Genomic DNA, 25930 nt, shown 5'->3' on the forward strand with positions numbered 1-25930 from the left:
TAAAAGAGTCTATCGTAAATAGTTATTGATAATTTGCTGGATCTGGCGTTCCTGATGAGCATCAAACGTGACAGCGTAACGGCTTGCGCCTACCTCGTGCCCCATGATTTGCAATGCTTTTTTGACTGCGGCGGGCGAGAACGCAACTTTATAGAGCTCGGTTCGCAAACCTGTGACGCTTTCCTGTGCTTCATGCGATCCGACAACATCACCGGCCTTGAATCGCGCCCAGATAGCGTTAATTTCTTTTGGCGCTACGTTCGCCAAACCGGAAATACAGGCTGAACAGCCATCAACAAATCCCTGATGAATGAGTGAATCTGGACCATTCAGCACATCAAATCCCTCGATATCTTTAACTGCATCCAGGAAGCTGCTAAGACTTTCATAACTGCCGGCACTGTCTTTGATCCCGATTATGTTCGGGTGTGCCGCCAGCACTCTGGCTGTTTCCGGTTCAATGGTATTTCCCGTACGTGCCGGAATGTTGTAGAGAAATACCGGTACCGATAGCGCGTCGGCAATCGCGGTATAGTGAGCTATCAGTTCCTGCTGTTTGAGCGGAACAAAATACGGGGTAATCACCGATACGGCATCGACGCCCAGTTTTTCTATTTGCTTGCCCAGACGGATGGTTTCACGGGTAGAGATTTCACCAATATGCGCCACTACGTTCGCCCGCCCAGCAACTTCCTCAACGCAGGTGCGGGTCACTGCTATTTTTTCTTCCTCGTTGAGCACAAAAAACTCACCGTTTGTGCCGCCGCAGAAAATACCGTTTCCGGCATTTAACTGGCGGCTTACCTGGTTTCTCAGTTCTTTAAGGTTAAGCCCGCCGTCGTGGTCGAACGGGGTAACGATTGCCGTCAGTACACCACAGATTTTCTTACTCATGATTCACTCCTTTGGTATTCAGTTCTGGAAACAGAGTTTGATAAATGGCCTGAATATCCTCATGACTCACCTCGCAGGGAGCATTATTCATCAGGCGTTTTACGTTCAGTGCGGCATCGGCCAGTGCGGGAATATCAGTAGACGGTACACCAAGCGTTGCCAGGTTATCGGGCAGGTTCAGTCGTTTCACGAGTGTGGCGAAGTACTCCACCAGGGCGCGGGATTTTTCTTCGGCACTGAGTGTTGAGTCAGCGTCAGGCAGCAGATCCCACACCAGGGCAAACTTGTCGACCACAAATGGGCGAATCACTTTCATGCAGGGTGCTAACAGAATGGCGTTAGCGACGCCATGTGGGAGATGGTATCGACCGCCGAGCGGGTAAGAGAGCGCGTGGACCAGGTGAGTACCAGCATGATTAATCGCCACACCGCCGTAATACGATGCCCACAGCATCTCCAGTTTGGCCAGCAGATTTTCCGGCTCATTGACGGAGATTTCGATATGGTTGAGTAGCTTACGCAGGCCAATGAGCGAAGCGTTATCACTTACCGGATTGGCGACGGTAGCGGTAAAGCATTCGATCAGATGACATAGCGCGTCGATGCCAGTGGACGAGGCAATATGCGCCGGCATGCTGGTGGTGAGTTCTGGCAACAGGGCCACGTAATCCGGTAATAGCACCGGAGAAATGATGCCGACCTTGGTGTTTTGTTCCGGGATCGCCAGAATCGCATTGGGAGTCGCTTCAGAACCCGTACCTGCTGTGGCGGGGATCAGCACAGAAGCAACGCGTTGCAGCGGTTTTTCTCCCGCCAGCATGGCGTCAAGCGTCGGAGATTCAGGATGGCATAAGACGGAGAGCAGTTTCGCCACATCCAGTACGCTACCACCGCCGATACCGATCACCATTTCTACGTTGAGACCTTGTACGTTTTTTAATAGTGCGCTGACATCGTGATGCCCGGGTTCTGCAGGCACATTGTCAATCAGAGCCACATGACGTCCATCGTTGGTCAGTAAGTTGCGGATCTGTGTTACCGCGCCCAGTCCGACAATATTGCTATCCGTCACCAGTAACAGCTGGCGTTTACCTGCCAGTAACGGCTCCAGTGCGGGGATAGCATTCGAACCGCTAATGACGGTGCTATTGATTGTTGCCACAGCATTCTCCTGTTGTTCGAGTGATTGAATTCGCTCACTGAGATTCAGGAACGATTGCATCATGGGCTAAATTTATAATTTATCTCGGAGATGAATAACTTGAGCTTGCTCACATTTAATCAAATGTGATTGAATATAATCATTATCAACATACAACAACCCGGAGCATGGATGAGTAGACATGTTGTAAGACCCCAGATCCTTGTCATTGCTGATGACTTTACGGGGGGAAATGATGCGGGGGTGAGTCTGGCGCTGACGGGAATGACGGTAAATGTCGCTTTCACATTGCCCTGTGCCGATGATGCAGATGTGCTGGTCATCAACACGGATAGTCGTGCGCTGGAGGCAGAGCAGGCCGCCGCCAGAGTAAGTGAGCTGGCTCTGACGAGTCAGGCTGGTCCTCAGACGCAGTGGCTGAAGAAAGTAGATTCAACATTGCGCGGAAACCCGGGGGCCGAACTGGACGCGTTAATGCGGATTACAGGTAAAAAGCGGGCCATTGTGGCACTGGCTTGTCCCTCAGTCGGGCGAACCACCGAGCAGGGGCAGTGCCTCGTTAACGGTATTCCGGTAACGCAGACCGAATTTGCCAGCGATCCGAAAACACCGGTGATGAGTGCCGATATTTGTGAGGTGATACAGGCACAAACCACCATTGCGTGTCGGGCGATGTCACTGAATGACTACATGCAGCACCTGCGCGAGCCTGCTGTTGAGACGCCGCAGATTTGGGTTGTGGATGCCCGGACTGACGCTGACCTTGATGTGATTGTTACTGATGCGCTGATGCAGGATGAGCTGCCGCTGCTGGTGGGGTCTGCCGGGATCTGTGACGCGCTGGCCCGCCATGTCCGGACACCGTCCTCACCGTGTTTACTGGCGGTAGTGGGTTCAATGAGTGAAATCGCTCAACAGCAGATTGCCGCTGTGTACCAGGACCCGCAGGTGGGGACTGTATTCATTGATATCGAAAATATCTTCAGCGGTAGCTCGACAGAGTACGCGCAGCACATCGTTAGGATCCTCTCCTCTGGTAGGCACTGCATTGTTCACACAAGTCCCGACAGTGAAGCACGCCATCATATTCCGCAGCTGTGCGTGCGTATGGGGATGAATCGCGCTCAGCTCGGTGAAAAAATCTGCCAGTTTCTTGGACAGCTTATCCGGCAGGTTTTGCAGGAGGTATCGCCAGGCGCGCTGTATCTCTCTGGTGGTGATGTGGCGATGGCGGTTGCAGACGCCCTTAAGGCAACAGGATTTCGTATTACTGACCGTGTGGCCCAGTGTGTGCCGTACGGTCATTTTGTCGGTGGCGACTGGCAACGCCCGGTTATGACAAAAGCAGGGGGATTCGGTGACGAAACGACGTTGCGTCAGGTTTTAAATTTTATCGAGGAGAACATGAGTGAATAACATTATTGCAGTAACTATGGGCGACCCTGCAGGTATTGGACCTGAGATTATTATTAAATCGCTGGTGGAGGGAGAGCTGTCTGGCGCGCCGGTTGTGGTTGTGGGATGTGCCCAAACGCTGCGTCGTATCCAGTCATTAAATGTCACGCCGCCAGCGGAACTCCGGGTGATCGATAACGTAACCCAGGCGCAATTCGCCCCCGGTGTTATCAACGTGATTGACGAACCCCTTGCCGATCCTGCGGCGCTTGAACCGGGGGTGGTGCAAGCGCAGGCGGGTGATTTGGCCTATCGCTGTATTAAACGCGCTACAGCACTCGCGCTAAGTGGTGAAGTTAAGGCCATTGCCACTGCGCCGCTGAATAAAGAAGCACTGCACATGGCGGGACATCATTATCCCGGCCATACCGAACTGCTGGCACAACTGACCAACAGCAAAGACTATGCGATGGTGCTGTATACCGAACAGCTTAAAGTGATTCATGTCACCACACATATTGCACTACGTAAATTCCTTGATACGCTCAGTGAACAGCGTGTAAAAACAGTCATTCAGGTCGCAGATGATTTCCTGCGTCGTGTCGGGTTTGATAATCCACGTATTGCGGTCGCAGGCGTCAACCCCCATGCCGGCGAAAATGGCCTGTTTGGCGAGGAAGAGATAACGATTGTCGGACCCGCGGTGCAGGCAATGCAAGCGAGAGGGTTGAATGTTACGGGACCATGTCCACCAGATACTGTCTTTATGCAGTGTCACGAAGGTATGTATGACATGGTGGTGGCAATGTATCACGATCAGGGCCATATTCCGCTAAAATTGCTGGGATTCTATGATGGGGTGAATATCACCGCCGGATTGCCATTTATTCGCACTTCTGCAGACCACGGCACGGCGTTTGATATTGCCTGGACAGGTAAAGCCAAGTCTGAGAGCATGGCCGTGTCCATCCAGTTAGCAATGCAAATTACGCGGGATTAAAATGAAGGGATATAATCGGTTAGAACAGATTATGGATTATCTGAAAGGGCATAATCTGGCGACAGTTGAACAGCTTGTCGCTGTGACTCAGGCCTCTCCGGCGACCATTCGCCGCGACCTGATTAAACTCGATCAGGAAGGTGTTATCAGCCGTACTCACGGCGGCGTGACGCTTAACCGGTTTATCCCTTCACAACCAACCACACATGAAAAAATGCAGCGCAGCCTGATGGAAAAACAGGCTATTGCCTGCGCGGCGGCAAGCCTGGTGAAAGCCGGGGACGCCATTATCCTGGATGCGGGAACGACGATGATTGAACTGGCGCGCCAGCTTACCCATCTGCCGTTGCGCGTCATCACCAGCGATCTGCACATTGCGCTATTTCTTTCTGAGTTCAAGCAAATTGAAGTGACGATCATTGGCGGGCGTATTGATGACTCCAGCCAGTCCTGTATCGGCGAGCACGGGCGTAAACTGTTGCAAAACGTGTGGCCGGATATCGCGTTTCTAAGCTGTAACGGCTGGGATCTGACCCGCGGGATCACCGCACCGACGGAAGAAAAGGCCGGTCTGAAGCGCGACCTGATTGCAAACGCCAAACGTCGCGTACTGCTGGCAGACAGTTCAAAATACGGTGCATGGTCACTTTTCAACGTCACACATCTGGATGCGTTGACGGATATCGTGACCGATGCGCGACTCAATGAAGAGGTGCGGCAGCAGCTTGAGCAACTGCCTTGCCATCTGACGTTCGCCAGTTAATCTGCATTTTGCGACAGCTGAGGTTCCAGTACCTCAATAAATGCTTCCAGCTGTCGCGTCATCGCCCCCCGACGCCAGACCAGCCACGTATTTAACCAACGCCAGTTTTCACTCAGCGGCCAGGCATTGACCTGATGGTGGCCTGGCATGCTTTCCAGCATAGAACGTGGAATCAGCGCGATTCCCGCGCCGGCAATCACACAGGCCAGCATGCCGTGGTAGGACTCCATTTCATGGATCGTGCCTGGCATGGCGCGATCGGCGTGAAACCAGCTTTCAAAGTGGCGGCGATAGGAACAGTTGGCGCGAAAGGCATAGATATTGTAACCATTCACATCGCTGGCCCGTTTGATGGGGGGGTGGCCATGTGGGGTGACAATCATCATCTCTTCACGGTACACCGGCATTCCTTCAAGACCTGGATGGGTAATAGGGCCATCAGCAAAAGCGGCGTTCAGCGTACCGTCGAGCACACCGTCCAGCATGGTACCGGACGGTCCTGTTGCCAGTGCAAACTGGATTTTAGGGTAGCGCTGATTATATTCGGCAAGTGTGGCCGGAATACGCACGGCGGCTGTACTTTCCAGCGATCCCAGAGAGAACAATCCCTGTGGTTCATCACCTGCGACCACCATCCTCGCTTCTTCTACCAGCGCCAGGATCCGCTGGCTGTAACGCAAAAAATTGTGCCCGGAGGGAGAAAGCCGCAGACGTTGATTTTCACGAATAAACAGATCGACGCCAAGGTCCGCTTCAAGCTGGCGAATACGCGTGGTGAGATTGGACGGCACGCGATGCACCTTCGCCGCAGCCTGCGTGATGCTGCCGGTCTCTGCGACGGCATTGAACATTTCAAGTTGCGTCAGGTCCATAATTTTCTCTGTTCGTGAATGGTATGGTTAATATTATTCATTTTTCAGAAAGAGTAAACCTGCGCATGATATAACCATACCTTGCGAGAAAGAGAGGCACTTATGACCATCACAGCAGCAACACATGCTATTTCCGTTGACCCGACCTGTGGCGAAATGCTGACGGCAATGCCGTGGGCCAGCGCCGATGAGATTACCCACGCGCTGAATCTGGCGGCGACGGGATTCAACGCATGGAAACACACGACCGTCACCCATCGCGCACAGATGTTGCGCCGGGTCGGACAAGCGCTGCGTGAACGCGCCGAAGAGATGGCGCAGTGTATCTCGCGTGAAATGGGTAAGCCCGTCAGGCAGGCACGTGCGGAAGTGGCAAAGTCTGCGGCATTATGTGACTGGTACGCCGAACATGGGCCAGCGATGCTCAGTACCGAGGCCACGCAGGTTGAGAATCACCAGGCCGTGATTGAGTACCGTCCCCTGGGGACTATTCTGGCGATCATGCCGTGGAACTTTCCGCTCTGGCAGGTTATGCGCGGCGCCGTGCCGATTTTGCTGGCCGGAAATGGCTATCTGTTAAAGCATGCACCGAATGTCACTGGTTGTGCCGCGATTATCGCCCAGGTCTTTACCGATGCGGAAATACCCGCTGGGGTATATGGCTGGGTGAATGCCGATAACGCCGGGGTGAGTCAGATGATCAATGACCCGCGTATCGCGGCGGTAACGGTGACGGGCAGCGTTCGTGCTGGTGCTGCGATTGGCGCTCAGGCTGGTGCAGCGCTGAAGAAATGCGTGCTTGAGTTAGGCGGTTCCGATCCGTTTATCGTGCTTAATGATGCAGACCTTGATTTAGCCGTCAAAGCAGCAGTGGCAGGGCGTTATCAGAATACCGGGCAGGTTTGTGCCGCAGCGAAACGCTTTATTATTGAACAGGGCATTGCCGCAGAATTCACCCGACGGTTTGTTGCGGCAGCCAGCGCACTGAAAATGGGCGATCCGCTAAATGAAGAGAACGATCTCGGCCCAATGGCTCGTTTTGATCTGCGGGAGGAACTGCATCAGCAGGTTGAAGCCTCACTGGCTCAAGGGGCGCGCTTACTCCTCGGCGGGGAAAAAATAGCCGGTCAGGGTAATTACTATGCCGTGACGGTGCTGGGTGATGTTACGCCGGAAATGACGGCATTTCGCCAGGAACTGTTTGGCCCGGTTGCGGCGATTACCGTCGCGAAGGATGCTGAGCACGCATTAGCACTGGCTAATGACAGCGAGTTCGGCTTGTCGGCCACGTTGTTTACTGCGGATGAGGCACTGGCGCAAAATATGGCGGCTCGTCTGGAGTGTGGTGGCGTGTTTATTAATGGTTACAGTGCCAGTGATGCTCGCGTTGCTTTTGGCGGCGTGAAGAAAAGCGGTTTTGGTCGTGAGCTTTCTCACTTTGGTCTGCATGAGTTTTGCAATGTGCAAACCGTCTGGAAAAACCGTCTCTGATAGCCCGGGTGCCTCTGCAGGGGCACCCGTCTTATTTCTGCAATAAATTTGTCATTTACTCTGCGTACACTCGCGCCTAACGCTTTGATACAGAAGAGTAATATGAACATAACGCAAATTTTTCGTCGCCTGACTCCCCGTCAGTTTTGTCTGTTGACCGGTATCATTTGTATTATTGCACTGTTCTCTGTTTTGCAGATTGCATCCTCGCTTATGCTCTCAGCCTCTGTCAGGGACGCGCAGATTAATGAACAGCATAATCAGCAGGTGCTTTTGCAACAGTCGAAGATCGATGAAGCAAGGGTGGCGTTGTTATCTGCCAGCGACTTACTTAATCGTGCTGGCGTTTACTTTATGCAGGATGCGGCTACCGGCTCGGAAGGGAGCTGGCGCCCGTTAATGGAAGAGGCCCAGCATGCGTTAACGCAGTCAAAAACGGCATGGGATGCCTGGCTTGCAATGGATCCGCATCAGCCTCCCGACTTGATGGAGAGCTATCAGCGTTTTTATAGCGGTATTCAGGAGCAGGCCGATGGATTAATGCAATCCAATAGCATTGATGCGTTTTTTGCCGTGCCTGTTCAGGCGTTTCAGACAGACTTTAATGAAAATTATGCACGTTTTCAGCAAGACAGTTTCCAGCAGACGGAAAAAGGGCGAGAGCAGCTGTTGACCAGTCTTGAACGTTTACAGCACCTCTTTTTATTTATTCCTCTTGTGCTGGTGGTGATTGCGGTACTGGTCTGGCGCAGTATGTCCCGCTGGGTAATCGCGCCACTGAGACGACTGATCGATCATATTGATGTGTTAGCGGCTGGCGATCTTTCCCGTCCAGCCCCCCAGGTGAGCCAGTTTAATCGTGAAGTGACACAACTGAGCTCACGTATCGACGCGATGCAGCAGGGGCTACGGATGCTGGTGCAACAGGTGAATGACGCTACGACCTCAATGGTGGGAAATATCACTCAGCTTACGCAAAGCAATAAACAGTTATATCAGCAATCCGCGAAACAGAGCGATGAGCTAAATACGGTGACATCACATATTTCGTTTCTGGAAACACATGTCGAGGATAACAGTGGGTTTGCTCAACTGGCGAATCAACGCGCCGTGCAGGCGCGGGATATTGCTGCGGGTGGCAACCGGATGATGGCAACGGTAAATGCGTCGATGCAGGCAATTGTTGCCCGTTCATCAGAGATGCGCGGGATCATCTCACTGATTGACAGCATCGCGTTTCAGACCAATATTCTGGCGTTAAATGCGGCGATTGAAGCTGCGCATGCTGGTGAACAAGGGCGTGGATTTGCGGTTGTTGCAAAAGAAGTTGGGTTGTTGGCGAGAAAAAGCAGTCAGTCCACGCAGAATATTCAGGCGCTGATTCATCATTCCTTAGCGGGTATTGACGAAGGATTTCATGCGGTGAACGGACTGGATGACAACTTACAGCAGGTTATATCGCTGGTGGAAAATCTTGGCGCCTTACTGAATGATATTTCTGCTGCGACGATGAATCAGGGAACCCGTATTCACGAGTTGACCAGTCAGCTTCAGGCTCTGAATAACGAAGCCCGACAGACCAGCGATCTGGTGAACGCTGCGTCTGATTCCTCCTTACAGTTACATCATGAATCTCATCAGCTTATGCAGGCCGTTGCCAGATTCCGTCTTCCGGCCTGACGCTGTGTATTCAGCTCTGTTATACTCGCAGGCCTTTCATACCTGCGAGCAAGGAGCATGTTGTGGCCAGGGCCATGGACAATTCAATTTTAGAGACCATTGTGCAGCAGGTTCGTCCGCTGATTGGTCAGGGAAAAGTTGCCGATTATATTCCTGCATTAGCCTCTGTCGATGGCTCAAAACTGGGTATTGCCATTTGCACCGTTGATGGTCAGCACTATCAGGCGGGGGATGCGCAAGAACGTTTTTCTATTCAGTCGATTTCAAAGGTGCTTAGCCTGGTTGTCGCAATGCGTCATTACCAGGAAGACGAGATCTGGCAACGTGTTGGCAAAGATCCTTCCGGTCACCCGTTTAACTCGCTGGTGCAGCTGGAAATGGAGCAGGGTATACCGCGTAATCCCTTTATCAATGCCGGGGCATTGGTGGTTTGCGATATGCTGCAAGGTCGCCTGAGTGCGCCACGGCAACGAATGCTGGAAGTGGTACGTGCATTAAGTGGCGTTTCAGATATTGCTTATGATACGACGGTGGCACGCTCTGAGTTTGAGCACTCAGCCCGCAACGCGGCAATTGCCTGGCTGATGAAGTCCTTTGGTAATTTTCATCACGATGTGACGACCGTTCTGCAAAATTATTTTCACTACTGCGCGCTGAAAATGAGCTGTGTGGAGCTGGCGCGCACGTTCGTCTTTCTGGCGAATCAGGGGCATGCCTTTCATCTTGCGGAGCCCGTGGTCACGCCGATGCAGGCGCGGCAGATTAACGCGCTAATGGCGACCAGCGGTATGTATCAAAATGCCGGGGAGTTTGCCTGGCGGGTAGGTTTGCCGGCGAAATCGGGTGTCGGTGGTGGTATTGTGGCGATCGTGCCGCATGAGATGGCGATTGCGGTCTGGAGTCCGGAACTGGATCCCGCAGGGAACTCGCTGGCGGGTATTGCGGTACTGGAACAATTAACTCAACAGTTAGGGCGCTCGGTTTACTGATGAACACGCTCGACTCGCTTTTTGCCCGACTGGCGAAATCGACTTTTCGATCGCGGTTTCGTCTCGGTCAGAAAGAAAGACAATATTGTCTGGAAAAAGGTGCGCCGGTCATTGAACAACATGCGGCCGATTTTATTGCTAAGCGCCTGGCTCCCGCGCTCCCGACCAATGACGGAAAGCAAACGCCGATGCGTGGACATCCGGTGTTTATCGCTCAACATGCCACGGCGACCTGCTGTAGGGGATGTCTGGCCAAATGGCATGATATACCTCAGGGGCAACCGTTGAGCGAGCAACAGCAACGTTACGTTGTCACTGTTATCTACCACTGGTTAGTGCTGCAAATGAATAAGCCATAGATAACATAATCCTATGATTCGACTCCTTGTGTTATGTAATTGTTAATTGCAGTATGAAGGGGTCAATCTAAGGAGACTAAATGGCTACCCACACCCCCTGCTTTATACTGAGCGCGGAACAGATCCTGTCGAGAATCGACGAGCTTAGTGATGTCCTTGAACAGTGCGTGAACGATGGCGCATCTGTCAGTTTTATGCTCCCTTTTAACCGCGATAAGTCGCGGCCTTTTTGGACACGTGTTGCACAAAGTGTCTCTTGTGGAGAACGCATTGTTCTGGGGGCTGAAAATGCGCAAGGGACCCTTGTTGGGACCGTTCAGCTCATTATTGATCAACCCGAAAACCAGCCTCATCGTGCAGACGTTGCCAAACTCCTGGTTCATACCTCTGCACGGCGGTGTGGGATAGCCCGGGAATTGATGAATACACTGGAAATTTGCGCCCATCATGAAGGGAAAACCCTCCTGGTTCTTGATACGTCTACAGGCAGCGCCGCCGAGTTGTTCTACCACAATTGTGGATGGCAAAAAGCAGGGGTAATCCCTGACTATGCAAAAATGCCTGATGGAACAGTGGCCGGAACCACACTTTTTTATAAAACGCTCTAATTTGTCATCGGGGATTGATCAAAACAGGGTTTCATTGTATTAAAGTTTGCTAACCTATTGGACCAATTCAATCAGGTTGTATGACTAATCAAAAAGGGAACCCATTGTGCAAACACTAAATCGTCGCGATTTTCCCGGTGCTCACTATCCTGAACGCATTATTCAGTTTGGTGAAGGAAACTTCCTGCGCGCCTTTGTTGACTGGCAAGTTGATCTGCTGAATGAACATACCGATCTGAACGCTGGTGTGGTCATTGTTCGTCCTATCGAAAGTACTTTTCCGCCGTCACTGAGTACCCAGGATGGTCTCTATACCACCATCATTCGTGGTTTGAATGAAAAGGGCGAGGCCGTCAGCGATGCCCGTTTAATTCGTTCGGTTAACCGCGAAATCAGCGTCTATAGCGAATACGATGAGTTCCTGAAGCTGGCGCATAATCCTGAAATGCGTTTTGTTTTCTCTAACACCACGGAAGCGGGTATTAGCTACCACGCGGGTGATAAGTTTGATGATGCGCCGGCTGTGAGTTATCCGGCAAAACTGACCCGACTGCTGTTCGAACGCTATAGCCATTTCAACGGTGCGCTTGATAAAGGCTGGATTATCATTCCTTGCGAGCTGATTGATTACAATGGTGAAGCGCTGCATGAACTGGTTTTGCGTTATGCTCAGGAATGGGCGTTGCCGGAAGCATTCGTACAGTGGCTGGACCAGGCAAACGCATTTTGTTCTACGCTGGTGGACCGTATTGTTACCGGTTACCCACGTGACGAAGTTGCGAAGCTTGAAGCTGAACTGGGTTATCATGATGCGTTTCTTGATACCGCAGAACACTTTTATCTGTTTGTTATTCAGGGGCCAAAATCATTAGCCACTGAACTTCGCCTCGATAAATACCCGTTGAATGTTCTGATTGTTGATGACATCAAGCCGTATAAAGAGCGTAAAGTCGCCATTCTCAACGGTGCGCACACAGCCCTGGTACCTGTCGCCTGGCAGGCAGGGCTTGATACCGTGGGTGAGGCAATGAATGATACTGAAATTCGCGCCTTCGTTGAGAAAGCTATCTATGAAGAGATTATTCCGGTGCTGGATCTGCCGCGTGATGAATTGGCTTCATTTGCCAGCGCGGTGACCGGCCGATTCTGCAACCCGTACATTAAGCATCAACTATTGTCGATTGCGCTTAATGGCATGACCAAATTCCGCACCCGTATTCTGCCGCAGTTGTTGGCAGGGCAGAAGGCCAGCGGCCAACTGCCGCTGCGCCTGACATTTGCCCTGGCAGCCTTGATTGCTTTCTACCGTGGTGAGCGTAACGGTGAATCTTATCCGGTTCAGGATGATGCGCATTGGATGGAGCGTTTCCAGGTGTTGTGGGCTCAGCATCGTGACCGCCAGATTACTACCGAAGCGCTGGTCAACACGGTATTGGCCGTAAAAGATCACTGGGAACAGGATCTGACACAGGTTCCCGGGCTGGTCGAACAGGTTTCTGCCGACCTGGATTCTATCCTGGCGAAAGGCATGCGCGAAGCGGTTAAGCCACTGTGCTAATACGTTAACCCGGTTCAGGCCGGGTTTATTTATCGTCCTTATTTAGTTACAACATACAATATAACTTCTAAAAATGGAGCACACCTGAAGCTTCAATGCCCACTATGGTCAGCAGGAAAAGATGTTTAGATAATGTTGCTATAAGCTTGCAACATTGATCGCGATCACGTTTAATGTCCCGGCTTTCACATTTTCCGAAGATAACCATGATCGTTCGCCCCCAACAACACTGGCTACGCCTGATATTCGTCTGGCATGGCTCAGTATTATCCAAAATCTTTTCTCGCTTGCTGCTGAATTTCCTGCTCTCCATTGCCGTTATCATCATGCTGCCATGGTATACGATGCTGGGTATCAAATTTACCCTGGCACCGTTCAGCATTCTTGGTGTCGCAATTGCAATCTTCTTAGGCTTTCGTAACAACGCTTGTTATTCGCGCTATGTTGAAGCCCGACATTTATGGGGGCAGTTGATGATTGCTTCCCGTTCGCTTCTGCGTGAGGTGAAAACGGCCTTACCAGACGATGCTGAACTGGGACAGTTCGTTCGTTTGCAAATCGCATTTGCCCATTGCCTGCGTATGACTTTACGTCGACAACCGCAGGCGGAACCCCTGGCGAAATATCTCAGCGAGAGCGATTTACAGACCGTTTTTGCGGCTCAATCACCGGCCAACCGCATTCTGCTGATGATGGGGGAGTGGCTGGCCGTTCGCAGACGAAATGGGCAGCTATCTGATATATTATTTCACAGTTTAAACAACAGGTTAAATGATATGTCAGCAGTGCTGGCAGGTTGTGAGCGTATCGCGAACACACCCGTTCCGTTTGCTTACACCTTAATCCTGCATCGCACGGTATATCTGTTTTGCATCATGTTGCCATTCGCGTTAGTGGTGGATTTACACTATATGACACCGTTCATCTCGGTGCTTATTTCCTATACTTTTATCTCGCTCGATACGCTAGCCGAAGAACTCGAAGATCCGTTTGGTACAGAGAATAATGATCTGCCACTCGATGCGATTTGTAACGCGATTGAAATCGATTTGCTGCAGATGAATGATGAAACCGTTGTGCCGGCGAAACATATGCCAGATAAGCATTACCAGCTGACATAGCATCCGGTAGAGCTGGTAACACGACCAGCTCTTATTGTTTCACGGAAGGAATAGGTAAGACTTGATGCGCCGGTGAGTGCGGTTTTAGCCGAATTCTCTTTGCCACCACGCAGGCTGCATATCGGTAAATGAATGAAACTCGGGGGCCAGATCTTCATCATTGGGATCATCAAAAACGCCCGCTAATAGCGCTATTACCGGAGCATCATCAATGGCACCAACTGAACTTCCGCATTGAGGGCAAAAAGCGCGACTGGAGGTTTCTGAAGAACGCCAGGTAGTCGGTTTACCCGCTTTTCCCGTCCATTCTACATTTTCAGCATTAAATTCAATCCAGACGACGGTTGGTGCACCGGTATGCTTGCGGCAAATATCGCACGAGCAGGTATGCGAATTATTAGGGCTCGTCGCGGTAAAGCGAACAGAGCCACACAGACAACCGCCAATGTAGATTTTAGACATGACAACCCCCCGTCAGTAAACGTTCTCAGACACTAGCAGATGACTGGCTTCATCACTAGATCCTCATCGTAAAAAGGCGAGGGCGCGCATGGGGAATTCACAATAATTATCAGCCCCTGGTATAAAGAGGCTGATACCAGGAGGTCAGTGCTTAAGAATTGTGTTTAGCAACGATAAACAACCGCGGAAACGCCAGCAGTATTTTCCCATTCTCTTGCAGTGGATATTGCTCCTGCAGCAATGCATGATAACGCGCCAGATAGCGATGTTGTTCGCTTTCACTCAGCTCCTGCAACCAGGGACGCAACCCCGTCGAACTCACCCAGTCGATAATTGACTGGTGTGAATCCATAACGTGATAGTAGGTTGTACGCCAGATATCAACATCGCAACCCATGTCAGTCAAAATATCATAGTACGCATGCACTCCGGGAAGAGGCGCACGGCCGCGATCGGGGTAACCCAGTTCATAGGCAACTTCACGCATCAGAACATGCGTTGGCTCCAGCCAGTTATCCGGCATTTGTACAGCCAATACGCCATCTTTCCCCAGCAGAGAGACCAGGTGGGGGAACAGCTGATAGTGATCGGGAACCCATTGCAAAGATGCGTTTGCATACAACAGATCTACGGGCTCTTCTGTCTGAAATGCGCTAATATCCGCTTCGATAAAATGACAGCCAGGCAACGCGTTACGCGCTTCGCTCAGCATTGCCGGCGAAGAATCCACGCCTGATATTTGCGCTGATGGCCAACGTTGATGTAGCAATGCGGTGCTGTTACCCGGGCCGCAGCCGAGATCGACGACTGAGCGGACATTCTCCAGCGCGACTCTGCTGAGTAATTCAGCTGCGGGCCGCGAACGTTCGGTTTCATATTGCAGATAGAGCGAAGGGTTCCAGTCAGCCATGTTTCTGTATCCTGTATGCGATGAAATAGTATGATTCTGAGCCAGCAATTTCCATCACGCCCTCAGAATCAATGATTCTTGTTCCTTCCCAGCATAGTAAGTGTAGCTTTAAAGGGTAAAAATAGGACAAATCGTATTACAAAAGATAATAATTCATAATCTTTCTTATACTTCTTTTGCTTTCTCTTCAGGATCGCGATCTCTCTTTGGGCATTCAAAAAACTTCTGACATAACATTCACCATTATTATGGTTGTCGATAAAGTCATCACCGTAGTTGCTCTCATAGAGGCTTATGCAGTATTTTATTTTTGCCTTAATAGACTCAATGTCATCAAATTGAATCCAATATTCAGATAATAAATATGCTATCAACTTCTCCTGGAAAACAGACATGGTACTGTGTGTATCATTCAAAAATATCGCATCGAAATCTTCTAAGGCTTCAATTTTATGTGTAGCTTCGTACCATTCGCTTCGCCCAAAGCAATAAACTGGCTTACCGAAAATCAAGGCTTCAATGCTTGTACCAGAATTACATGCGATAACGGCAGAACTCCCTTCAATTAATTCATGGATATTAGCATCAACAGACAAAACATTCTCGTTGGTTGCTAATAGATACGCAATCTTGGCATCAACACCTCTGGATTTACACATCGGGTGGCGTTTGATTACCAACTTTCGATTTGTCTTTTTAGCCAATGCCGCAACATAGTCTAATGCCTCCATGGCGCTGATGTTCTCATGATCGGTAACCGAATCAGAGTTGACCTGCATGGGGAAAAAAAGGTAATCCGAGGGGAGATCAACGTGGTTATGTGGTTGTTGATGCTTGGAGAGTTTTGTCTCCCTGAAAAAATCCCGCTTCTCGCCAATGATATTTTTGGCACTGTCGTGATCTATTTCATTTATTTTATCGATATATGAACTGAAGTTAACACAAATATCTGCCCACCCCGAATATCCATTTTTATCTACAGAGTACAGTCCATATATAGGTGATTCTTTTATCGAGAAAACATTTTTGTCATTATTATATGAGTGGAAGGAGAATGTAATAGAGTCTTTAATTGCCAGTCTTTTAAGACCATAACAAGGAAAACTAACTGGATTCAGTACTACTTGTAATTGTTCATCATGGAGACAAGATATAAAGTTACCAATAAATTGTCGATGAATGCCTTCACTCTTACCTAGCCATTGTGGTAAGTCAAAGTAAAAACGATTTAAATCATTCATCATAACTCCACATGATTAATGTAAATAAAACTTTAGGTTAGGCTAATCTTTATTTGGCAGTCGGTTGTCTGCTAAACAGTAACGATTATCATTAAAAATATGCAGGTATTATATTATTTTCATAGGATCAATACAATCCGGTACTCTTGAATAGAAGTGGAGACAGAAGGGGGATATCGATATGATATAGGCCCTACTGGTGCCGATGTCATATTCAGAAACAAGTATGCTGATTAATATATTTCCCCACATCAACAACTTTATTTGTATCGGGGTCAACATTGAATACTATAAACCGCATTTGTGGGCAGAACAGTTCCAGGCTTTTTTTACTGCATTCCGTTTGTAACCATTTATGACTGCCACTTTCGGTTTGTACCTGATTGAGGTTTGCATCCTTACTGCACACAAAACCATCCACGATTGCCTTTTGCCTTGCCGCATCCAGATTCAAGCCAATAACATTTAGCTCATCGACGTCTTTGTCATGTGAGCTGGCAGAGACGCGGGTCAACGCACAACCGGTCAGTGTGAATGAAAGAACCAATAGAAACGCGACGCGTAAGATAGCGTTGTCATTTTGATGAACATGGATAGTTCTTTGCATTGTGCTGTAGGGTCCGTTGCTGTGAAATTCCAGGGCACAGGTTTGTGTCGTACCTTGTGGTTGTACGCGAAAAGGACTGAGTGAGCAATTGCAACGTCAGCGATTTGACGTATGCGTAAAGTATATGGTTTGAATGGTAGTCGGTGAACAGCCTGAATCCAGGAACAACGCTGTCAGGCGTTATCAATGACCAGCACAATGATGAACTCAGTATGGCAGATTTCACTTCTCTCTATCTGAGTGCGCATAATGTATATTATGTTAAATCAAATCAATGCGTACCTGACTCATAACCCTCTACGGGTTCCCCCCATTACAAAATACTCATAGAAGGCCCGGGCCTTGTCATCAATGGCATGCACCATGATGGCCTTGATACCCACTTGATCAGCTAAGTTAGAAATGCGCAATACAACATCATTAAGCAGCCATTTTCCAAAACTATGACCTTGCGTACAGACATCATTAGCCTGGCCGCCGGGAATAGTCACTTCGCCCTTCTCTTTCGCCTGTTTCAAGTACTGCGCGCACATTGCTGGCCTGGTACTCATTCACCGTGCTATGCCAGTTTATACCATTGCTGGTCGCCTTGCTTTCTTGTAACCTTGCGCTCGTGCAACTGACAAAATCTGGAACCACCGAACTGGACTTCATATGAATGCTCACATTTCTAAAGACCCCTTACATGGCGTGACGCTTGAAATGCAGGTCAATGCCCTGGTTAATCGTTATGGTTGGGCTGAACTTGGCCAACGGATAAACATCAACTGTTTTAAAAATGAACCGAGCGTTAAATCCAGTTTGAAGTTTCTGCGTCGTACGCCGTGGGCGCGAGCAGAAGTTGAAGCACTGTATCTTGATTCTTTGCATGACGTTGCACCAGAACCCACCGCTCCTGCTATTGATCCCTGGGCTAACAGCCGCAACAAGAAAAAATAAGAGCAAAATTCGATGTCAGCATCCGGTTTTTTTTCAGGTCATTATCAGAAAAAACTGGCGACTCTGCTCGCCCGTTCCCGCAACTCGCTACCGTTAACCAACGTGAAATGGTTCGCTGCACTGGTTGGCAGTATGCTGTTACTTGGCAGTTGTTCTTCACAACCGCCAGGGCCGAAAGTTAACCCTCACCCCCCGGTCACAACGACGCAACAGAGCAAAGAACCGGTTCGTGGTATCTGGCTGGCAACGGTTTCCCGTCTGGACTGGCCGCCAGTCTCATCCGTAAACATCAGTTCGCCCGCCATCCGCATCAGCCAGCAGCAAAAAGCGCTGACGGATAAGCTGGATAATCTGAAACGTCTTGGGATCAATACCGTTTTTTTCCAGGTGAAACCGGACGGCACTGCGCTGTGGCAATCCAAAATTCTCCCCTGGTCAGACACTCTGACCGGCACCATCGGCCAGGATCCTGGTTACGATCCGTTGCAATTTATGCTCGATGAGGCGCACAAACGCGGGATGAAAGTTCATGCCTGGTTTAACCCCTACCGTGTCTCCGTCAATACGAAGCCTTCAACGGTCGCAGAATTAAACCGCACGCTGTCGCAGAACCCGTCCAGCGTTTATGTTCTGCATCGGGACTGGATCCGTACATCGGGTGACCGTTTTGTACTGGACCCGGGTATTCCTGACGTGCGCGACTGGATAACCAGCATCGTGGCGGAAGTCGTTGAGAATTATCCGGTGGATGGCGTGCAGTTTGACGACTACTTCTATACCGAATCGCCGGGTTCGGCGCTTAACGACAGCCAGACTTTCAGACGGTATGGCCAGGGTTTTGATTCAAAAGCGGACTGGCGACGTCATAACACGCAACGGCTGATCGAACAGGTTTCACAGACCATCAAAAAGCTTAAGCCTGACGTGGAGTTTGGCGTCAGTCCTGCAGGCGTGTGGCGTAATCGCTCCCACGATCCGGCAGGCTCCGACACCCGTGGTGCGGCAGCGTATGATGAATCGTATGCCGATACCCGGCGCTGGGTGCAATTAGGTCTGTTGGATTACATCGCACCACAGCTGTACTGGCCTTTCGCCCGTGATGCGGCGCGTTATGATGTACTGGCAAAATGGTGGGCTGGCGTGGTGAAATCCACCAATACCCGCCTGTATATTGGCGTGGCGCTGTATAAAGTGGGTGAGCCGTCGCGAAAAGAACCGGACTGGACGATACAAGGCGGTGTGCCGGAGCTTAAAAAACAACTCGATCTGAACGAGTCTGAACCGAATATTAATGGCACTATCTTGTTTCGAGAGGACTATCTTAACCAACCGCAAACCCAGGAAGCCGTGACCTATATTCGTGACCGTTGGGGACGCTAAGTATTGCCGGGGGCTGGTGACCGGAGATAAACGCTGACGTAGCGGATAAATTTCCCGATAAACACCCCGGCGAGCACGCCACCGGTAATAATTGCCAACGCGCTCATTACCGGCTGGCGTAAAATATCGGGAGCGATAGCATTCAATACACCTTGTACATATTTGATGCCAAAGGCCAACATCATGAACGGTAATGCAGAGTAATCTGCCGGGCGATGAATGCTGCGTGGTGCGCTACTGCGTGTCAGACGACCGGGGTTTATCAACATATAGCCCACTATCGCGCCGCTAATAATACCAACCATCCACTGTAGATACGTACTGATGGACTGATCGCGGTAAGTGACTAAATCGTAAATATCCCAAAAAAGAAAGAGCGCCGGGATCAGTGCCAGCTTTTCCAGCGTAACGGTAGCGGGTATCCTGGCTTTAATCCCCCGAAATAACAGGAAGACCAACAAGACATACACCCACACCGGTGTGTGCACCAGCATCGCTACGACAAACTCAGCCATACTCCGGCTCCCGACGTGTTAACTACGTTAAGTGTAGCCTGGAGTTATCCGGGTGCAGACGATGCCCCCGGATACTTTACGTGGGGATCAGGCCGCTGAAGGCTCCGGCAATTTGAAGGAAGAAACCAGTAGCGCTAATTGTTCCGCCTCTTCTTTCAGTACCTGGGTTCGCGTGGCGGCATCATCAATCAACGATGCGTTTTGCTGCACGGTGCTGTCCATTTCGGTGACGGCGAGCGTGACTTCGGAAACGCCCTTACGTTGCTCGTCACCCGCGACACGGATTTCCCCCATCAGTTGGCTAACCTGACGCACGTTGTTGACCAGCTCTTCCAGGCGCTCACCTGCATTGTGGATTTGCTGGCTGCTGCTGCCAACATGCGAAACGGACTCATCAATCAACGCTTTGATTTCCTGGGCTGCAGTGGCACTGCGCTGTGCCAGGGTACGAACTTCAGAGGCAACAACCGCAAATCCTCTGCCTGCATCCCCTGCTCTGGCGGCTTCAACGGCGGCATTCAGCGCCAGGATATTGGTCTGGAATGCAATACTGTCGATGACCGCTACAATTTCCACCATTCTACCGGACGAGGCACTGACGTTATCCATTGTCGAGATCACACCTTGCATCACGTCGCCACAGCGATTCGCCGTTTGCGCAGTGTTGTCGGAAAGTTCATCTGCCAGTTGCGTGTTGCTCGCATTTTGATGAACGGTCGCATTTAATTGTTCCATCGCGGCCGAGCTCTCTTCCAGCGCAGCCGCCTGCTGAGTTACCCGTGAAGAAAGCTCCATGTTACTGTCGGCCAGGCTGACGGCGTTATTGGCTACCACCACGCTACTGCTTCTGACGGTGATCAGAATGGCGGAAATTTTATCGACGAACAGGTTAAAGGCTTCCGCGATATCTGAAATCTCATCTTTACCTCTAACATCCAGACGTCGGGTAAGATCGCCTTCACCCTGTGCGATATCATCGAGTGCGCGACGTGTATCATCGAGACGAGAGATCAAGCGACGCACCACCAGCCATGATCCTACCAACAACACGGTCATAATCGGGATCAGCACTTCCAGCACATCCTGCATCATGACTTTGGCGAGGCCAACGATGCGCGTTTCCGGTGTCACCAGCCCTACGACCCAGCCAGTATCAGCCATCGGGAACAACATTACGCGTGACGGGGCATTCAGTACGTTATCGCTTTCCAGCGTGATGGTTTTCACGCCATCAGTCGCGCGCAGCGATTTCAGCCCGGCTTCTACCGGAGCCAGCCAGTGTGCGCTTTGCGCCAGATCGCTAAAGGTTTTGTATTTTGTCTGATCGGCTTGGGGGAAATAGAGGATCTGCCCCTGTTTATCAACCACAAATGCGTAGCCGCCGGTGCTGTTGCCTTGCTGCTGCATAAAGGTCGCTACGTTATCCAGACGAATATCGGTGGTGGCCACACCGGCAAACTTGCCGGCTAATTGATACGGAATACTGCACGTCACCATGTTCACGCCGGAACTGGCATCCTGGTAAACATCAGACCACAGGCAACTGTTCTGTGAGTGACCTTTGGCATGCTGATACCAACTTTCATTGTGATAACCGGCAGATCCTTCGGCATTATAATCATTCGAAAAATCAAGCTTGCCCTCAGCATTGCGCGCCCAGAAAAAGCTACGTTTATCTACTCCCGGGGTAAACGCGTTTGGCTCTGGCCAGATCCCGCCGCCGGTAATAATTGAGTGGCTGTCTTCGCCAATCAGGTGTGGAACCACGCTTTGATACAAAGACTCATCATTAGGCAGTACTTCGGCCAGTCGTGACAGACTGACGGTTTCGCCCTCGATTCGGGATAGCACAGTACTCAGTTGACGGGTTAAACCTTGCCCTGTTTCTTCTATCAGAGCGGTATTGATTTCGACGACGCGTGGCTGACCACGCCAGAGCATAATTGCAACAATAACAAGGGTGGTCACCGCAAGCAGCAGGATGCCGCCAATGGTTAACCGCGTTGAAATACGAGTAGGATACCAGGCCATACAAACTCCTTCTGCAAAAGGCTAACTTTTACCCAGTATCGGCACAGGAGTTTATATCTTTATAACGTTTTCTTAAGTATTACGAAATAAATAAGTGACGTTGTCACATATAGCAAAACCCAGCACTCAGGCTGGGTTTTAATACATCGCTAATCTTATTTAGATAATTCTTTTTTGATTTCTTCTTTTATTTTACTTAATTCACTTTGCGGATGTTTTTTGCAAAGTTCAACGGTCAGAGGCACAGCTGTAGTGATGGTTTCGTTATAGTCAACGAAGTCGCCGCCTTTGAAGTCTTCGTCTTCATTCAGCACCCAGAAAGCAACCGGAGCCATAGTTTGCGGGTTCAAATCAATAAACTCCTGGCAGCTCATGCCTTTCGGAGTGACTTCAGTTTTAGCGTTATCAGTTGCTGCATTGACGCTTACACTGGTTAACAGCGCTGCGACCAGGATGCCTGCTGTAGAAAGGGAGAATTTATTCATTGTAGTACTCCATTTATAATCCAGATAATATCTACACTTGCGCTTTAAACCGTTAATGTAGTTCGCAAAAAATAATACTCCCACCGTCAGAAGAATAAATATTACGGCCATCGATATGGCTGAAATTTATATTTCACATTACTGATTCTGATGTCTGATAAGAAATGTTGCACACAATGTGATCGTTACGACGAAATCAGCAGATTCATCCCTCACTTACCCTACCTTTGCACCAAAACTGAACTACGCTGCACAAATGTTGATCATTGGTTAATGAAAATTGATGTTTTTTAACAAAGAACCCCGACGCAGCGCTGTCGCCGACCTGGCACGCGTCCTGCATTGTTAATCCGGTAACAGTGACGCGGTATCTGACAAACAACTAACAGCGAGATGGTAATGACATCAAAACCTGAGTTATTTGCCCGCATAGAAAGGACCTTTAGCCAGCTAACGCCCAGCGAAAAGCGCGTTGCCGGTTGGTTGTTAGCGCACGCTGCACAGATCCCTTTTGAAACGGCAGACGGCATCGCGAAAGCAGCAGGAACCAGTGGCATTACCGTCGGGCGCTACCTGCGTAAACTCGGGTTTCGTAACCTGGAAGATGCGAAAGCCAGCCTGCGTGAAATACCGGCTATTCCCTATCAGCCCTGGGGAATGAACGAGCGCCTGGACTCCTGGCACCAGCAGCAAAATCTACCTGACCGCGCACAACAGTCGCTGTTGCTGGAGATTGACGCTATCACCCACGTCTACCAACTGGCGCAAAGCGAGACATTTTTACGTATTGCGCAGCAATTGGCGCAGGCAGAAGCCGTTTATATCCTTGGGATCCAGTCCACCCGCGGGATCGCTAACGCCTTTTTTAGCCATCTGGAATATCTGCGCCCGAAAGTGAGTTACTCCGAAGGACTTTCCGGTAGCTGGGTTGAGTCGCTGAACTCGGGATTTAATCAACCTTATGTCGTGATCACCGATACGCGCGCTTACTCGGCGACATCCCGACAATATTGCCGCGTTGCCAGTGAGCGCGGCATTCCTCTCGCATTAATCACGGATGTATGGTGCCCCTGGGCCAGAGACTATGCCATTGATTTACTTCAGGTGAAAACGGATACCGGGCACTTCTGGGATTCGCTTGCTCCGGTAAGTTGCCTGTTCAACTTATTACTCTCCGCGGTGGTGGCGCAACTGGGCGACTCCCTCGCGGGACGCCTGCAAACTAACCGCCAGTTACAACAACAATTTGGTCAATTCGAACAATAAACAGGAAACGTGCTATGTCAGATACCCCAGAACTGGTCGATTTGTCGGTGATTTTCCCGTCACTGCATATCGACCTGAAATACGCTACAGCCGATAACATTACCGGCGCGCCCATCTACCAGGAAGCGCGCTGCCTGCTGCATTCCGAGGCCGTCACTGCACTGGCTAAAAGCATCAGCATCGCGCAGCTGGCGGGTTTGTCATTGGTGGTGTATGACGCATACCGCCCACAGCAGGCGCAGGCGATACTGTGGAATGCCTGTCCGGATCCACAGTATGTGGTGGATGTGGCGATCGGTTCGAATCACAGCCGGGGTACGGCCATTGACGTCACGCTGATGGATGCTCGCGGTAATGTGCTCGATATGGGGGCTGGTTTTGATGAAATGCATGACCGTTCCCATGCCTGGCACCCTTCAGTTCCTCCGGCTGCGCAGCGTAATCGACTGCTGCTCAATGCCATCATGTTCGGCGGCGGTTTTGTCGGCATCAACAGCGAGTGGTGGCATTTCGAACTGCCAAATGCCGCGCGTTACCCGCTGCTTGACGATCAAATAGCTTGTTACACCGTCACGTCTATAACAACACAACATCCCCTTTAATTCTGGAGCCTGGTTATGAAGACTACACCTGCGTTAACCTCGTTTTTTCGCCCCGCTCTGTTAGCCGTTGCGCTGGCGGTCGCTTTGCCTGCCGCACAGGCCGCCGTCCCTAAAGATATGCTGGTTATCGGTAAAGCCGCCGATCCACAAACGCTCGACCCCGCTGTAACAATCGATAACAACGACTGGACGGTGACCTATCCCTCATATCAGCGTTTGGTTCAGTACAAAACAGAGGGCGGCAAAGGTTCCACGGAAGTTGAAGGTGATTTGGCCAGCGGCTGGAAAGCGTCTGATGACCAAAAAGAATGGATCTTTACCCTGAAAAGCGATGCAAAATTCGCCGACGGCACGCCAGTGACCGCTGATGCAGTAAAACAATCTTTTGAGCGCTTGCTCAAGATCGGTCAAGGGCCGGCTGAGGCATTTCCGAAAGATCTGAAAGTTGATGCCATCGACAACAACACGGTGAAATTTACCCTTAGCCAACCATTCGCGCCGTTCTTATATACGCTGGCAAATGACGGTGCCTCAATTATTAACCCGGCGATCTTAAAAGAGCATGCCGCTGATGATGCCCGTGGATTTCTGGCACAAAATACGGCTGGGTCTGGTCCCTTCATGTTGAAGAGCTGGCAAAAAGGACAACAACTGGTACTGGTACCCAACCCACATTATTCCGGCCCTAAACCCACGTTTAAACGCGTATCGGTCAAGATCATCGGAGAAAGCGCTTCCCGTCGTTTGCAACTGTCCCGTGGCGATATCGACATTGCCGATGCGCTTCCTGTTGACCAGCTTGCTGCCTTAAAACAGGAAGGTAAAGTCAACGTGGCGGATTATCCCTCGTTGCGCGTGACCTATCTGTATCTGAATAACAGTAAAGCGCCGCTCAATCAGGTGGATTTGCGCCGCGCCATCTCGTGGGCCACCGATTATAAAGGCATGGTAAATGGGATCCTCAGCGGTAACGGCAAGCAGATGCGTGGCCCTATTCCTGAGGGGATGTGGGGTTTTGATGACAAGGCCATGCAGTACAGCTTTGATGAAGCGAAAGCAAAAGAAACATTAGGTAACGTTGCCAACAAACCCGAAACCCTGAGCTTCCTGTATTCCGATAACGATCCTAACTGGGAGCCAATTGCGCTCTCCACTCAGGCCAGCCTCGGCAAGTTAGGCATTAAGGTGAAACTGGAAAAACTGGCGAATGCCACCATGCGCGATCGCGTCGGTAAAGGTGACTATGACATTGCCATCGGTAACTGGAGCCCGGACTTTGCTGACCCGTACATGTTCATGAACTACTGGTTCGAGTCGGATAAGAAAGGCTTGCCGGGTAACCGTTCATTCTATGAAAACAGTGAGGTCGATAAGTTGCTGCGCAGCGCTCTGGCCACCACCGACCAGGTCGCCAGAACCAATGATTACCAGCAGGCGCAAACCATCGTCATTGATGAAGCGGCTTACGTCTATTTATTCCAGAAAAACTACCAGTTGGCGATGAATAAAGACGTCAAAGGTTTTGTCTTCAACCCCATGCTGGAACAGGTCTTCAATATCGCCACCATGAGTAAATAAACCACATTAATGCGGAGCCGAT

The 25930-nt window shown here is 50.4% G+C and carries 25 protein-coding genes and 1 pseudogene; 15 read left to right on the forward strand and 11 right to left on the reverse strand.

Annotated elements, in window-relative coordinates; genetic code table 11:
• Positions 1-9: 9 nt before the first annotated feature.
• Together JTI85_RS11520 and JTI85_RS11525 are read right to left on the reverse strand one after the other, a co-directional pair.
• A complete protein-coding gene (locus JTI85_RS11520) occupies positions 10-894 on the reverse strand; it encodes a dihydrodipicolinate synthase family protein (protein WP_199981918.1) in 885 nt (294 codons plus the stop codon).
• On the reverse strand, positions 887-2056 hold the full coding sequence (locus JTI85_RS11525) for an iron-containing alcohol dehydrogenase (protein WP_048211687.1): 1170 nt from the start codon (positions 2054-2056) through the stop codon (positions 887-889). The genes JTI85_RS11520 and JTI85_RS11525 overlap by 8 nt, the downstream gene beginning before the upstream one ends.
• 171 nt (positions 2057-2227) lie before the next feature.
• Between JTI85_RS11525 and JTI85_RS11530 the strand changes: the two genes are divergently transcribed.
• From JTI85_RS11530 to JTI85_RS11540, 3 genes are read left to right on the forward strand one after another with little or no spacing between them, the layout of a single operon-like run.
• Entirely contained in the window at positions 2228-3472 is a 1245-nt protein-coding gene (locus JTI85_RS11530) for a four-carbon acid sugar kinase family protein (RefSeq protein WP_219351509.1), read from the forward strand.
• A complete protein-coding gene (locus JTI85_RS11535) occupies positions 3465-4451 on the forward strand; it encodes a D-threonate 4-phosphate dehydrogenase (protein ID WP_121584635.1) in 987 nt (328 codons plus the stop codon). The genes JTI85_RS11530 and JTI85_RS11535 overlap by 8 nt, the downstream gene beginning before the upstream one ends.
• Before the next feature lies 1 nt (position 4452).
• Complete coding sequence (locus JTI85_RS11540) at positions 4453-5214, forward strand: DeoR/GlpR family DNA-binding transcription regulator (protein ID WP_048211684.1); 762 nt, start codon at positions 4453-4455, stop codon at positions 5212-5214.
• Here the strand turns inward: JTI85_RS11540 and JTI85_RS11545 are convergent.
• On the reverse strand, positions 5211-6086 hold the full coding sequence (locus tag JTI85_RS11545) for a LysR family transcriptional regulator (protein ID WP_061067887.1): 876 nt from the start codon (positions 6084-6086) through the stop codon (positions 5211-5213). The genes JTI85_RS11540 and JTI85_RS11545 overlap by 4 nt on opposite strands.
• Positions 6087-6188: 102 nt before the next feature.
• Here JTI85_RS11545 and sad point away from each other — a divergent pair, with 102 nt between their 5' ends.
• The 7 genes from sad (at position 6189) to JTI85_RS11580 (ending at position 13892) form a co-directional block, all read left to right on the forward strand.
• On the forward strand, positions 6189-7577 hold the full coding sequence (gene sad, locus JTI85_RS11550) for a succinate-semialdehyde dehydrogenase (protein WP_219351511.1): 1389 nt from the start codon (positions 6189-6191) through the stop codon (positions 7575-7577).
• A 102-nt stretch (positions 7578-7679) separates the two neighbouring features.
• Positions 7680-9257, forward strand: a complete 1578-nt coding sequence (locus tag JTI85_RS11555) for a methyl-accepting chemotaxis protein (protein ID WP_219351512.1) — start codon at positions 7680-7682, stop codon at positions 9255-9257.
• A gap of 62 nt (positions 9258-9319) precedes the next feature.
• Entirely contained in the window at positions 9320-10246 is a 927-nt protein-coding gene (gene glsB, locus JTI85_RS11560; RefSeq protein ID WP_048211680.1) for a glutaminase B, read from the forward strand.
• Positions 10246-10605 (forward strand): DUF4186 domain-containing protein, encoded by a 360-nt coding sequence (locus JTI85_RS11565; RefSeq protein ID WP_048211679.1) that lies wholly within the window; start codon positions 10246-10248, stop codon positions 10603-10605. The genes glsB and JTI85_RS11565 overlap by 1 nt, the downstream gene beginning before the upstream one ends.
• 80 nt (positions 10606-10685) lie before the next feature.
• The gene (locus tag JTI85_RS11570; RefSeq protein ID WP_061067890.1) at positions 10686-11213 is read left to right on the forward strand and encodes a GNAT family N-acetyltransferase; all 528 of its coding nucleotides are present in this window, start codon (positions 10686-10688) and stop codon (positions 11211-11213) included.
• 106 nt (positions 11214-11319) lie between these two features.
• A complete protein-coding gene (locus JTI85_RS11575) occupies positions 11320-12771 on the forward strand; it encodes a tagaturonate reductase (RefSeq protein WP_199954067.1) in 1452 nt (483 codons plus the stop codon).
• Positions 12772-12977: 206 nt separating this feature from the next.
• Positions 12978-13892: a bestrophin family protein gene (locus JTI85_RS11580; RefSeq protein WP_219351514.1), complete on the forward strand. Its 915-nt coding sequence runs from the start codon at positions 12978-12980 to the stop codon at positions 13890-13892.
• A gap of 84 nt (positions 13893-13976) precedes the next feature.
• Here JTI85_RS11580 and JTI85_RS11585 read toward each other — a convergent pair whose 3' ends face one another.
• From JTI85_RS11585 to JTI85_RS11605, 5 genes and pseudogenes are all read right to left on the reverse strand, one after another.
• Positions 13977-14354, reverse strand: coding sequence for a GFA family protein (locus tag JTI85_RS11585; protein WP_048211675.1), 378 nt, complete (start codon positions 14352-14354; stop codon positions 13977-13979).
• A 151-nt stretch (positions 14355-14505) separates the two neighbouring features.
• The gene (gene tam / locus JTI85_RS11590; protein WP_048211674.1) at positions 14506-15264 is read right to left on the reverse strand and encodes a trans-aconitate 2-methyltransferase; all 759 of its coding nucleotides are present in this window, start codon (positions 15262-15264) and stop codon (positions 14506-14508) included.
• 68 nt (positions 15265-15332) lie between these two features.
• Positions 15333-16508: a hypothetical protein gene (locus JTI85_RS11595; protein ID WP_219351515.1), complete on the reverse strand. Its 1176-nt coding sequence runs from the start codon at positions 16506-16508 to the stop codon at positions 15333-15335.
• A 211-nt stretch (positions 16509-16719) separates the two neighbouring features.
• Entirely contained in the window at positions 16720-17112 is a 393-nt protein-coding gene (locus JTI85_RS11600) for a hypothetical protein (RefSeq protein ID WP_116360092.1), read from the reverse strand.
• 287 nt (positions 17113-17399) lie between these two features.
• A pseudogene (locus JTI85_RS11605) lies at positions 17400-17585 on the reverse strand (hypothetical protein); the annotation flags it as partial.
• A gap of 181 nt (positions 17586-17766) precedes the next feature.
• On the opposite strand from JTI85_RS11605, the gene JTI85_RS11610 reads away from it, so the two are divergent.
• Both JTI85_RS11610 and JTI85_RS11615 read left to right on the forward strand, forming a co-directional pair.
• Positions 17767-18051: a VF530 family DNA-binding protein gene (locus tag JTI85_RS11610; protein WP_101742196.1), complete on the forward strand. Its 285-nt coding sequence runs from the start codon at positions 17767-17769 to the stop codon at positions 18049-18051.
• A 12-nt stretch (positions 18052-18063) separates the two neighbouring features.
• Positions 18064-19431 (forward strand): glycoside hydrolase family 10 protein, encoded by a 1368-nt coding sequence (locus tag JTI85_RS11615; protein WP_219351516.1) that lies wholly within the window; start codon positions 18064-18066, stop codon positions 19429-19431.
• Here JTI85_RS11615 and JTI85_RS11620 read toward each other — a convergent pair.
• The 3 genes from JTI85_RS11620 to hdeB form a co-directional block, all read right to left on the reverse strand.
• Positions 19428-19946 (reverse strand): hypothetical protein, encoded by a 519-nt coding sequence (locus tag JTI85_RS11620; protein WP_121584641.1) that lies wholly within the window; start codon positions 19944-19946, stop codon positions 19428-19430. The two genes, JTI85_RS11615 and JTI85_RS11620, sit on opposite strands and share 4 nt — an antisense overlap.
• Positions 19947-20033: 87 nt before the next feature.
• Entirely contained in the window at positions 20034-21977 is a 1944-nt protein-coding gene (locus JTI85_RS11625; protein ID WP_061067896.1) for a methyl-accepting chemotaxis protein, read from the reverse strand.
• A 155-nt stretch (positions 21978-22132) separates the two neighbouring features.
• Positions 22133-22462 (reverse strand): acid-activated periplasmic chaperone HdeB, encoded by a 330-nt coding sequence (hdeB, locus tag JTI85_RS11630; protein ID WP_005122660.1) that lies wholly within the window; start codon positions 22460-22462, stop codon positions 22133-22135.
• A gap of 399 nt (positions 22463-22861) precedes the next feature.
• Between hdeB and JTI85_RS11635 the strand changes: the two genes are divergently transcribed.
• Genes JTI85_RS11635 through JTI85_RS11645 form a run of 3 tightly spaced genes read left to right on the forward strand, consistent with a single transcriptional unit; the run spans position 22862 to position 25908 of the window.
• Positions 22862-23728 carry a MurR/RpiR family transcriptional regulator gene (locus JTI85_RS11635; protein WP_048211666.1) on the forward strand — a complete coding sequence of 289 codons (867 nt, stop codon included), beginning with the start codon at positions 22862-22864 and terminating at the stop codon, positions 23726-23728.
• Between the two features lie 14 nt (positions 23729-23742).
• A complete protein-coding gene (gene ddpX, locus JTI85_RS11640; RefSeq protein ID WP_115602051.1) occupies positions 23743-24330 on the forward strand; it encodes a D-alanyl-D-alanine dipeptidase in 588 nt (195 codons plus the stop codon).
• Positions 24331-24345: 15 nt separating this feature from the next.
• Positions 24346-25908, forward strand: a complete 1563-nt coding sequence (locus tag JTI85_RS11645; RefSeq protein ID WP_116360089.1) for an ABC transporter substrate-binding protein — start codon at positions 24346-24348, stop codon at positions 25906-25908.
• Positions 25909-25930: the final 22 nt, after the last annotated feature.

It is taken from the genome of Citrobacter sp. Colony219 (genome assembly GCF_019382635.1).
Lineage (GTDB): Bacteria > Pseudomonadota > Gammaproteobacteria > Enterobacterales > Enterobacteriaceae > Citrobacter > Citrobacter youngae.

Coding starts and splice junctions, on each gene's coding strand:
- JTI85_RS11540 (WP_048211684.1), top strand. CDS start 4,453: ATGAAGGGATATAATCGGTTAGAACAGATTATGGATTATCTGAAAGGG.
- JTI85_RS11645 (WP_116360089.1), top strand. CDS start 24,346: ATGAAGACTACACCTGCGTTAACCTCGTTTTTTCGCCCCGCTCTGTTA.
- JTI85_RS11625 (WP_061067896.1), bottom strand. CDS start 21,977: ATGGCCTGGTATCCTACTCGTATTTCAACGCGGTTAACCATTGGCGGC.
- JTI85_RS11520 (WP_199981918.1), bottom strand. CDS start 894: ATGAGTAAGAAAATCTGTGGTGTACTGACGGCAATCGTTACCCCGTTC.
- tam (WP_048211674.1), bottom strand. CDS start 15,264: ATGGCTGACTGGAACCCTTCGCTCTATCTGCAATATGAAACCGAACGT.
- JTI85_RS11555 (WP_219351512.1), top strand. CDS start 7,680: ATGAACATAACGCAAATTTTTCGTCGCCTGACTCCCCGTCAGTTTTGT.
- hdeB (WP_005122660.1), bottom strand. CDS start 22,462: ATGAATAAATTCTCCCTTTCTACAGCAGGCATCCTGGTCGCAGCGCTG.
- JTI85_RS11600 (WP_116360092.1), bottom strand. CDS start 17,112: ATGCAAAGAACTATCCATGTTCATCAAAATGACAACGCTATCTTACGC.
- JTI85_RS11545 (WP_061067887.1), bottom strand. CDS start 6,086: ATGGACCTGACGCAACTTGAAATGTTCAATGCCGTCGCAGAGACCGGC.
- JTI85_RS11565 (WP_048211679.1), top strand. CDS start 10,246: ATGAACACGCTCGACTCGCTTTTTGCCCGACTGGCGAAATCGACTTTT.
- JTI85_RS11585 (WP_048211675.1), bottom strand. CDS start 14,354: ATGTCTAAAATCTACATTGGCGGTTGTCTGTGTGGCTCTGTTCGCTTT.
- JTI85_RS11615 (WP_219351516.1), top strand. CDS start 18,064: ATGTCAGCATCCGGTTTTTTTTCAGGTCATTATCAGAAAAAACTGGCG.
- JTI85_RS11595 (WP_219351515.1), bottom strand. CDS start 16,508: ATGATGAATGATTTAAATCGTTTTTACTTTGACTTACCACAATGGCTA.
- ddpX (WP_115602051.1), top strand. CDS start 23,743: ATGTCAGATACCCCAGAACTGGTCGATTTGTCGGTGATTTTCCCGTCA.
- sad (WP_219351511.1), top strand. CDS start 6,189: ATGACCATCACAGCAGCAACACATGCTATTTCCGTTGACCCGACCTGT.
- JTI85_RS11620 (WP_121584641.1), bottom strand. CDS start 19,946: ATGGCTGAGTTTGTCGTAGCGATGCTGGTGCACACACCGGTGTGGGTG.
- JTI85_RS11610 (WP_101742196.1), top strand. CDS start 17,767: ATGAATGCTCACATTTCTAAAGACCCCTTACATGGCGTGACGCTTGAA.
- JTI85_RS11570 (WP_061067890.1), top strand. CDS start 10,686: ATGGCTACCCACACCCCCTGCTTTATACTGAGCGCGGAACAGATCCTG.
- JTI85_RS11635 (WP_048211666.1), top strand. CDS start 22,862: ATGACATCAAAACCTGAGTTATTTGCCCGCATAGAAAGGACCTTTAGC.
- JTI85_RS11530 (WP_219351509.1), top strand. CDS start 2,228: ATGAGTAGACATGTTGTAAGACCCCAGATCCTTGTCATTGCTGATGAC.
- JTI85_RS11580 (WP_219351514.1), top strand. CDS start 12,978: ATGATCGTTCGCCCCCAACAACACTGGCTACGCCTGATATTCGTCTGG.